8 protein-coding genes and 1 tRNA gene are annotated in these 9,580 nt (G+C 39.7%); 7 read left to right on the top strand and 2 right to left on the bottom strand.

Going from position 1 to position 9,580, the window contains the following annotated elements:
• The first annotated feature begins 10 nt into the window (after positions 1–10).
• Genes argJ through SPD53_RS12535 form a run of 3 tightly spaced genes read left to right on the top strand, consistent with a single transcriptional unit; the run spans position 11 to position 3,232 of the window.
• Positions 11–1,237 (top strand): bifunctional glutamate N-acetyltransferase/amino-acid acetyltransferase ArgJ, encoded by a 1,227-nt coding sequence (argJ, locus tag SPD53_RS12545; protein ID WP_336252767.1) that lies wholly within the window; start codon positions 11–13, stop codon positions 1,235–1,237.
• 14 nt (positions 1,238–1,251) lie between these two features.
• On the top strand, positions 1,252–2,052 hold the full coding sequence (gene argB, locus SPD53_RS12540; protein ID WP_156854707.1) for an acetylglutamate kinase: 801 nt from the start codon (positions 1,252–1,254) through the stop codon (positions 2,050–2,052).
• The gene (locus tag SPD53_RS12535) at positions 2,045–3,232 is read left to right on the top strand and encodes an acetylornithine transaminase (RefSeq protein WP_188859658.1); all 1,188 of its coding nucleotides are present in this window, start codon (positions 2,045–2,047) and stop codon (positions 3,230–3,232) included. The genes argB and SPD53_RS12535 overlap by 8 nt, the downstream gene beginning before the upstream one ends.
• An 88-nt stretch (positions 3,233–3,320) precedes the next feature.
• On the opposite strand, the gene SPD53_RS12530 is transcribed toward SPD53_RS12535, so the two are convergent.
• Entirely contained in the window at positions 3,321–4,211 is an 891-nt protein-coding gene (locus tag SPD53_RS12530) for an Rpn family recombination-promoting nuclease/putative transposase (RefSeq protein WP_232334295.1), read from the bottom strand.
• 447 nt (positions 4,212–4,658) lie between these two features.
• On the opposite strand from SPD53_RS12530, the gene SPD53_RS12525 reads away from it, so the two are divergent.
• Positions 4,659–4,907, top strand: a complete 249-nt coding sequence (locus SPD53_RS12525) for a hypothetical protein (protein ID WP_336252766.1) — start codon at positions 4,659–4,661, stop codon at positions 4,905–4,907.
• A gap of 905 nt (positions 4,908–5,812) precedes the next feature.
• Here the strand turns inward: SPD53_RS12525 and dat are convergent.
• Positions 5,813–6,691 carry a D-amino-acid transaminase gene (gene dat / locus SPD53_RS12515; RefSeq protein WP_336252765.1) on the bottom strand — a complete coding sequence of 293 codons (879 nt, stop codon included), beginning with the start codon at positions 6,689–6,691 and terminating at the stop codon, positions 5,813–5,815.
• 221 nt (positions 6,692–6,912) lie between these two features.
• On the opposite strand from dat, the gene SPD53_RS12510 reads away from it, so the two are divergent.
• From SPD53_RS12510 to SPD53_RS12500, 3 genes are all read left to right on the top strand, one after another.
• Positions 6,913–6,986 (top strand) — tRNA-Gly (locus SPD53_RS12510).
• 392 nt (positions 6,987–7,378) lie between these two features.
• Positions 7,379–8,515, top strand: coding sequence for a tRNA epoxyqueuosine(34) reductase QueG (queG, locus tag SPD53_RS12505; protein WP_336252764.1), 1,137 nt, complete (start codon positions 7,379–7,381; stop codon positions 8,513–8,515).
• 207 nt (positions 8,516–8,722) lie between these two features.
• Positions 8,723–9,565, top strand: a complete 843-nt coding sequence (locus SPD53_RS12500; protein WP_336252763.1) for an amidase domain-containing protein — start codon at positions 8,723–8,725, stop codon at positions 9,563–9,565.
• Positions 9,566–9,580 lie beyond the last annotated feature (15 nt).

Raw genomic sequence — 9,580 nt, 5'->3', positions numbered from 1 at the left:
GATTTTACAAATGACTTCAGTAAAGGAAAAACAAATAAAAATATTGGAAAATGGCAAAGTAACGACACCTAAAGGATTTCAGGCGGGGGGCGTCCATACCGGCCTCCGGAAAACAAAGCTTGATTTCGGCTGGATTCATTCCGAAGTACCAGCGACAGCGGCGGGCGTTTATACATTAAACGCATTTAAAGCTGCTCCGTTGCAAGTGACAAAAAATAGCTTAGATAAAACCGGAAAAATTCAGACTCTTGTTGTAAACTCTGCAAACGCGAATGCGGTCACAGGGCCACAAGGAGAGAAGAATGCATTAGAAACCCAAAAGTTAGTTGCCGAGAAAAAGGGGGTCGAAGTAGATCACGTTGCTGTTGCTTCGACCGGAATCATCGGTGTGCAACTTCCTATGGAAAAGCTATACAAAGGGATCAATTGGATGGATGAAGCGGAGAACCAAGGTGCAGAACGGTTTGAGTCCGCAATTTTGACGACAGATACGGTAACAAAATACGCAGCAGTCGAAGTTGAAATTGACGGGAAGCTGGTCACAATTTCGGGAGCAGCAAAAGGTTCTGGGATGATTGCGCCAAATATGGCAACGATGCTTTCCTTTATTACAACCGATGCTGCCGTGGAGCTGTCAAGCCTTGAGGCAGGTTTACGCCAGGTGACAGATAAATCTTTTAATATGATTACCGTTGACGGGGACTGCAGTACAAATGATATGGTCCTAGTCCTTGCAAATGGATTACAGAAAAACCAAACATTAAATGAATCTCATCCGGACTGGGATCTATTTCTTAATGGATTGCAATATGTTAGTCAAGATTTAGCGAAGCAGATTGCAAAAGACGGGGAAGGGGCAACGAAACTTATCGAAGTGCAAGTGAAAGGTGCCGGAACAGACAAAGCGGCAGGGGAAATTGCTAAAGCAATCATTTCCTCGAATTTAGTAAAAGCTGCTGTTTACGGATCAGACCCGAACTGGGGACGGATTGTCTGTGCCGTCGGTTATAGTGAACAGCCGATTGAAGTCGATAAAGTTTCCATTGCTCTTGGAGATTTACAAGTTGTAGAAAATGGTTTACCAATCGACTTTGATGAAGAAGCGGGAACAGAATATTTACAGCAAGAAATGGTAACGATTCATGTTGATTTACAAAATGGGGCGGGGGAAGCAACGGCATGGGGTTGTGACTTAACCTATGACTATGTGAAAATCAATGCTTCCTATCGAACGTGAGGTGAGAAAATAAAATGGAGATTATTGTTTTAAAAGTTGGCGGCAGTATTTTGAAGAAACTTCCGACAGCTTTTTTTGAAACAGTTGTTCAATTAAAAAGAAGCGGAAAAATCCATCCGGTTATCGTGCATGGTGGGGGACCGGAAATTAATCAGGCACTGACAAAAATGAATGTAAAAAGTGAATTTGTAAATGGCTTGCGAGTGACGACGAAAGAAGTGCTCGAAGTAGTTGAACATATTTTAAGTGGAAGTGTGAATAAACAAATCGTATCGAAGCTCCAACAAAGCGGTGGTACGGGAATTGGTTTAAGTGGAGTGGATGCTGCACTATTAAAAGTGATACCAAAGGATTCTTCAGGGAAGCTAGGCTATGTCGGAGAAGTGAAAGAAGTAAATGAAGATTGGCTCAAGTTAATTATTGAAAATGGTGGAATCCCGGTTGTTTCTCCGATCGGTATTCATGAATCGGGTCAGCATTACAATATTAACGGGGACACGGCAGCAGCGGCAGTAGCAGAAAGTTTACAGGCTAAGCTTGCTTTAATCAGTGATATTCCAGGAGTATTGGAAGAGATTCAAGGAGAAAAGGTATTACTCCGACAACTGACGAAAAAGGAAATTGAAGCAAAAATTTCAGCGGGAATCATATATGGCGGCATGATTCCGAAAGTATATTCCGCTCTAAAGGCACTTAACGGCGGTGTGAAAGAATCCGTAATTTTAAACGGACTGACACCTGAAGATTTAAAATCCTATATTGCAGGGAAACGTGTCGGGACTAAGATTGTGATCGGGGAGGTCCAGCATGTCTAATACATTAAGCAAAACAACAAAGTCTGCCGTAATGAATACGTACGGGCGCTTTCCATTAACGATTGTAAAAGGGAAGGGAAGCTACGTCTGGAGTGATTCAGGAGAGAAATATTTGGACTATACTTCAGGTATCGCCACATGTAACCTCGGTCATGTTCCAGCTCAAGTGCAAGCAGCGTTACAGGAACAACTGGATACATTGTGGCATGTATCGAATCTCTATCATATTCCGATTCAAGAAAAGCTCGCAACCATCTTAACAGAGAATAGTATTTTTGACGCTGCATTTTTCTCTAATAGTGGAGCAGAAGCGAATGAAGCAGCGATCAAATTAGCGAAGAAGTATGCGAAAGATCAGGGGAATGTAGAACGGACGGAAATTGTCACCTTCAAACAATCTTTTCATGGAAGAACAGGGACGACACTTGCAGCAACGGCGCAGGAAAAGATTCATAAGGGCTTTACACCGATTGCGCCAGGTTTCCGTTACTTGCCCTATAATGATATAGAAGCACTGCAAGAAATTCATAATGGCAGAACAACTGCTGTTCTCCTTGAACTTGTCCAAGGAGAAGGTGGAGTGAATCCCGTTCAGCAGGCTTGGGTGACAGAACTTGCAGCAATCTGTAAGGAAAACGATATTCTACTCATGCTGGATGAAATTCAGACGGGAATGGGAAGAACCGGCACACTCTTTGCTTACGAACAATTTGGGATTGAGCCGGATGTCATTACGCTAGCGAAAGGGCTTGGTTCTGGTTTTCCGATCGGTGCAGTGCTGGCGAAGGACAAAGTGGCAGCAACGTTCACACCAGGAACGCATGGCAGTACCTTTGGTGGAAATCCACTTGCAGCTACGGCGGGTTATGCGACGGTAAAGACGATGCTAACAGATAAAATATCTGAGCATGTGCAAATGTTAAGTGAATATTTCTTCAGCAAGTTAAATGAGTTGAAAGAAATATATCCGGAAATTAAACAAGTAAAAGGAAAAGGCCTACTTATAGGCCTTGAAATGGAAAAAGGAGCGGGAACGTACATTACTGCTCTTAGGGAGAAAAATGTACTTGCATTATCCGCAGGCGAGCATGTTTTACGGATATTACCGCCGCTTACAACCACGACAGAAGAGATTAATGAATTTCTCAAGCAATTTGTAGAAGTTATGAATGAAAAGTGAAAAACTAAATAACACGACGATAAGAGGATAGGATGCAAAGGCATCTATCCTCTTTTTACACGCCTTAAATTTATTAATAATCCTTTAACTACTGTAGCTCTTTTCTCCACTGTCTAACTCTACTTACGGTTATACCAATTATATTGGCAATTTCTTCGTCTGACATCCCTTTTTTAAGCATATTTAAAGCAATATGTTTTCGTTCTTGTGCTATTCCTTCCGCTCTTCCCTGATCCCGATAAGTATTTGGCAACTCTAACACACGATCCGCTTCCTCACGTGGAAGCTTGTTAATTTCCTCATGCATTTGCTTTTCCTCCTTCTCGTTTAGCTTTAAATAGGTTTCGAAAAATCCATAGATTAATTCCATTTTCGCAGGGTCTAATTCCATTCGAGAGACCATGCGGAGAAATTCTAATTTCACTTGTATACGTTCTTTTTCCGTATAGTTCATCTTACTTAAGAATGCTGCTACAATCGGATTTGTCATCTTAATATACTTACGCCAGTTTTTATTAATTAAATGAAGTTGTTGAAAGTGAAAGTCAATGATGCGGATGGTTGGTAGATCGATACTAAACTGTGTAGGCAGTTCCTTCTTTTCATTATAACTGAAAACAGCAATCGGTAGAATCGGTTTGCGGTATTTTTCGTAGAGACGGGTATTGTAGATAAACATACGTTCGTTAAATTCCTCTTGATAGTATGATTGTGGCTCGACATGGATAAGGATAATCGTGTCCTCTCCTTTAATTTTTACTTCTGCAAGTATATCAATGCGTCGTTTTTCACCTTTTAAGATATCGGTGAAAACCTCTTGATCTAGAAAACTTACAGTAGAAAAGTTGATATGCTCATACACTTCGGGAAAAAAGGCTTCCATGAAATCTTGAAAAAAGACTTGAATGACTTCTTTAAATAGGCGGTCGTGGTCGGTGTATGAGGGTTTTCTTTCGAGGATAAATGCGGTTGTTTCCAATCATTATCAGCTCCTATATTATATTGTGCCGCTATTATATCATAGAATTAAAGAATAATTCTAATATTAAGTTCAACACTTTTAATGAGAATATTGCCTAATATCCGATTTCCGATATATGATGGGATTATAGCAACTTTACTATTAACCATCATATTCATTATAATTTAGTTATCTGTACAAGGAGAATCTGCAAAGCCGATTAATGAATTCACAGGCAGGGTGATAATAGCAGGGATTCCAGCACAACAATTGCAATGCTGTTGATAATTTATATGGTTTTTAAATATTCTGTTCATCTATAAGTGGCATTTTATTTTGTATCAACCAATAGTTAATGACGTCTTTTATTATCAGGTTGATTTTGCTTCATTGTTACAATTGGCATAGATATAATCTGTAAATGGTTAAACTGTTGTTGAAAATGGTTATAGTATAAATAAGAGTATGCTTGAAATAAAGGTGGTGGAAGAAATGGCTATTCATAAGGAAGATTTATATCGAATGCTGGATTCCTTAAGCAATGAAGATAAGAAAGCAACCCTTGATTTTATAGAATTTTTGATTGAACGCTCGAAGAAACAAAAGCCCAAACCATGGCAAAAGATTGATGAATTAGAAAGTGATAATGAATCGTTGACTAAAGAAGAAGTTAAGCAGTTAGAAAGCGAAGAAGGATACAGATGCAAAGCGTGAATTCGGACTACAAGTTGATTTATCATAAATCTGCAGTTAAATTCATCACTAAATTAGATAAAGCCTCTCAAGAAAGAATTACAACTGGGTTAAAAGGATTGACGATATACCGTAGCATAACTGGGAAATACCTACTTCTTCTCTTTACTATAAACTAGTTTTTGTAGTTTTTTAGCATACCTCGGAAAAACTGGATCATAGTGTTTAGTTAATTGATCAACCACACGCACTATTAATCGTTTGTTTTCAGAACTATCCGATTCATATCTTGTCTCAATTACTTTATAATATTTTCGCTACAATATGAAGTGCGTGAAAAGCCTTCTTCCAGTAAACTAACCTCTCCATAATCGTAAGTAACCATGTAGTTACTGTAAAAGTATTCCAATACATTTTGAATTGCACCCTGCTTATCACTTTTGATGAATTTTCCGCTTCCTCATAAGACTAGCTGTCGGAATATGGATTTTTGAACATTGTCAAGGATCGTTTATTACACCGTCTTCGTAATTTCTTTAGAAGTAACAGATATGTTTGTGGAATAATGGGAAAAATAATCGGTGATCCAAATAACAGTAAAGCTAGGCACTTAAACATTCTGTTCATCTATCAGTAGCTATTTTATTTGGAATTATGGGTTGGGGTTTCTTTTTAATCATTCAAAAATATTTTAGCGAATTATTTTTCTCTTAAAATGGAAGTGTAAGAATTGTGCTTAAACGTAATGAAGAGTTGTTATCCCTGTTCGATCGGACAGCGGAAGTCTTAAGAAGCTGACTTTTTCTAATAATGTAAGATTGTCGTAAACTATTTCGTATTTCGAATCAATTGGAAAGATGAGTGAATCCTAATAAAAATACAGCTTTCCCAAATAGGAAAAGCTGTAGATCTTCATTCTGATGTTTTTATTGCTCCTGCATCGGCTGGCTCACTGGTTCAATACCGGCATCGACGGCATACGCATGTTGAATCTGCTTCGTAATTGGCCCCGAGGAACCATTATGAATCGTGTGACCATCCACATTAATAATCGGTGTGATTTCGTTTGTACTACTTGATAGGAAAACCTCATCGGCATCTTTAATATCGCCTACATGGTAAGCTTCTTCAATAAAAGGAATCCCCAACTCATCAGCAAAGCGCTCCACTGCCAAACGGACACATCCATGAAGGATGGCGTTCGTTGCTGGATGAGTATAGATCTTACCATTTTTTACAAAATATACGTTTGAAGCACTACATTCCGTTACGGTACCGTCCTTATGAAGAATCGCTTCAAAACAACCTTGTTCTTTCGCTTCCTGTTTAGCCATTAAATTTGGTAAAAGATTCAAGCTTTTAATATGGCAATGACTCCAACGGATATCCGGCATTGTAATAACGGGAACACCATGCTTCATCAATTCCACATTTCGTTTCGCTGGTTCGAGATACGCATAGACATTCGGTGTAATATTGTCTGGAAAAACATGGTCTCTTGGAGCTGATCCGCGCGTAACCTGTAAATATACTTTTCCATCTGTTTTCATTTCATTTTTTTTAAGCAGCTCTTCAAGTGTGTGAATAAAGTCTTTCCTATTATACGGAAAACTTAATTTAATTTCAGAGAGGGAACGATAAAGCCGATCGATATGTTCATTAAGGAGATAATATTTCCCTTGATAAATTCGAATTACTTCATATACTCCATCCCCAAATTGCAAACCTCTTTCTTCAAAGGGATAATTTAATTTATCTTTATGCATAAAAGAACCTTGTGCAAATACGATTGGATAGACAGTCATCGGAAAACTCACCCTTCTGTATTACAAATTTATTCCTAGTCTATCGGTTTTACTTTTAAATGTAAATGGTTCCATCTAAATAAAATGAAATAATTTAATCGAATTTCTATAATTATTTTATGCCGATTAGATGAAAAGGTTAACTTAAAATAAAATTTAACTTGATTTATTTTTACATTGTTGTTATAATAATATTTGTCGTTAAAAAATGAATCTTGTTTGCGGGTGTAGTTTAGTGGTAAAACCTCAGCCTTCCAAGCTGATGATGAGGGTTCGATTCCCTTCACCCGCTCCATACATATGTGATTAACGCAGTGTCTCGTAAATGCAATGGTTTCGAGGCGCTGCGTTTTTATGTTGTAATATTTAATGGGTGCTGTGGATTGCAAGAAGGATTTTTACAATATGCAACATCTATTCAATGTGTTGAAATGAGCATTGTTTCAATGATAAAGTGAAAACATTAAGTGGGGGTATTACAGACCGTTAATACGTGATAAAGTGAAACTTCATTCAGTGGGGGGCCTTAGCCCCACTGAATGTTAGTTGAACAGAATCAGGTATTTACGGACTGTATATCCCCATCTTCCACATATTGGTTTCCTTTCTGTTTAGAGATGGGGTATTATAGACCGTTAATACGTGATAAAATAAGAGAACTATTATGAGATGAAGGAGGTGGTCGTTGTGAGGATAGATGAATTGAAACAGGAAATTATTGAATATAGCAAGGAAATTGGGATTGATAAGATAGGATTTGCTTCTGCCGATGTGTTCAGTGAACTCCGAGAAAGGTTGCGCCGGCAGCAAGAGCTAAATTACCAATCCGGATTTGAAAAAGGCACGATAGAAGAACGGACTGAACCCACACGCCTGCTTCCAGAAGCCCAGTCGATCATCTCTATCGCAATTGCTTACCCGAGCCGAATTAAAAATCAAATCCGCGGTACAAGAGAAGAAAGACGAGGAATCTTTGCACGAGCATCTTGGGGTGTAGACTACCATGTTGTACTTCGCGACCGGTTGGAAAAGCTTGTTGAATTTATTCGAGAGAAGGTTCCAGAGGCAAATACGAAGGTGATGGTCGATACTGGGGAACTTTCCGACCGAGCAGTCGCAGAACGAGCAGGCATTGGTTTCAGTGGAAAGAACACATCCATTATTACGAAAGAGTTTGGTTCCTTCGTTTACCTTGGTGAAGTAATCACAAATCTGCCATTCATACCGGATGAGCCGGTCACAGATAGCTGCGGAGATTGTACAATCTGTATGGATGCTTGCCCGACAGGGGCGCTCATTCAGGGTGGACAGCTGAACGCTCAGCGCTGTATTGCGTTCCTTACCCAAACGAAAGATTTTTTACCAGAACCTTTCCGGGATAAAATCGGGAACCGGATTTACGGTTGTGATACTTGTCAGCAAGTCTGTCCTTGGAATAAAGGAGTCGATTTCCATATCCATCCGGAATTAGAACCGGACCCGGAAATCGCGAAGCCGAAACTAAAACCAATGCTACGAATCTCCAACAGAGAATTCAAGGAAAAGTTTGGTCATTTATCTGGAGCCTGGCGTGGCAAGAAACCACTCCAGCGGAATGCACTGCTTGCCCTTGCCCATTATAAAGATAAAACGGCCGTTGAAGAAATAACGATCGTAATGAAAGAGGACCCACGACCAGTGATTCGTGGAACAGCTGCATGGTCTCTCGGTAAAATTGCAACGCGTGAAGCCCACGAAGCGATCAGGGAGGCAATGCAGACGGAAGAAGATGAACAAGTACTTTATGAAATGGAAAAAGGTCTAGAATTCGGATTGCGAGCATAAAGTTAAACTTCATTCAGTGGGCATCCATACCCCCACTGAATGTTAGTTGAACAGAATCAGATATTTATGGACTGTATAGCCCTACCTTAACATTTTGTTTTTCCCTCTTGTTTAGAGGTTGGGGATTTACAGACCGTTAATACGTGATAAACAGTGATAGAAATAGGTACAAGCATGCTCCCATATACTTTAATGGGGGCGATTTTTATGTATTCACTTAAGGAATATTGGCTTGGAGTCTTTTCGAATGAAACAGAACAGCCAGAATGGTGGCAGCGAAAACTTGCTTTATGGGAAAGGGAAAAGGCAAGTATCGTTAAAGTTAGTGGGAGAGGTGAACTGTTTCGTAAACTTCGATTCGATGATAAAACCTTGCAGGAATATTTGCTCCATATTAGTTTTTTAATAAAACAAAAAGAGCATTATCATTTGGAAGAACAGCTTATCTCTTATCGTGTGGAACTAAAAAATGGAAAAATAATAAAACATGAGGAAATTCCAAGGGAGCAGCCAGCGAGAGAAAATCCGAATTCATTGTTGGAAGATTCAGGTGGCGTGAGACAGGACTTTGTCTATGACAGAAGAGAAGCGGTCCGCTATGCTGAACGTTGGTGGAATAGCCATAATCCAGATTTCCGTGTATTTGAAGATGACTGCACGAACTATATTTCTCAGTGCTTGCTTGCCGGAGGAGCCCCGATGCGCGGTGCCCCAGTGCGAGAACGTGGTTGGTGGTATACAGGCAATAGTTGGAGCTTCAGTTGGGCGGTTGCTCATTCGCTGCGCTGGTATTTAAGTGGCTCGACATCGGGACTTAAGGGTAAGGAGTTACAAAGCCCGGAAGAGCTGCTGCTAGGGGATGTGATCTGTTATGATTTTGAGGGCGACGGGCGCTGGGATCATAATACGATTGTTGTAAATAAGGATGCAAATGGCATGCCGCTTGTGAATGCCCATACGAATAACAGCAGAAATCGCTACTGGACTTATGAGGATTCGGCTGCTTGGACACCGAATATTCAATATAAATTTTTCCGGATTGGAGAGTAGCGTGCTATAATGAAA

The sequence above is a fragment of the Oceanobacillus sp. MO10714A genome (genome assembly GCF_037072045.1).
Lineage (GTDB): Bacteria > Bacillota > Bacilli > Bacillales > Amphibacillaceae > Oceanobacillus > Oceanobacillus indicireducens.
The sequence above is the reverse complement of the archived record's forward strand: the minus strand, read 5'-3'. Positions and strand labels throughout refer to the sequence as shown.

Excerpts from the sequence above, each read along its gene's own strand:
- argJ (WP_336252767.1), top strand. The coding sequence starts at position 11 with ATGACTTCAGTAAAGGAAAAACAAATAAAAATATTGGAAAATGGCAAA.
- argB (WP_156854707.1), top strand. The coding sequence starts at position 1,252 with ATGGAGATTATTGTTTTAAAAGTTGGCGGCAGTATTTTGAAGAAACTT.
- SPD53_RS12535 (WP_188859658.1), top strand. The coding sequence starts at position 2,045 with ATGTCTAATACATTAAGCAAAACAACAAAGTCTGCCGTAATGAATACG.
- SPD53_RS12525 (WP_336252766.1), top strand. The coding sequence starts at position 4,659 with ATGCTTGAAATAAAGGTGGTGGAAGAAATGGCTATTCATAAGGAAGAT.
- dat (WP_336252765.1), bottom strand. The coding sequence starts at position 6,691 with ATGACTGTCTATCCAATCGTATTTGCACAAGGTTCTTTTATGCATAAA.
- SPD53_RS12500 (WP_336252763.1), top strand. The coding sequence starts at position 8,723 with ATGTATTCACTTAAGGAATATTGGCTTGGAGTCTTTTCGAATGAAACA.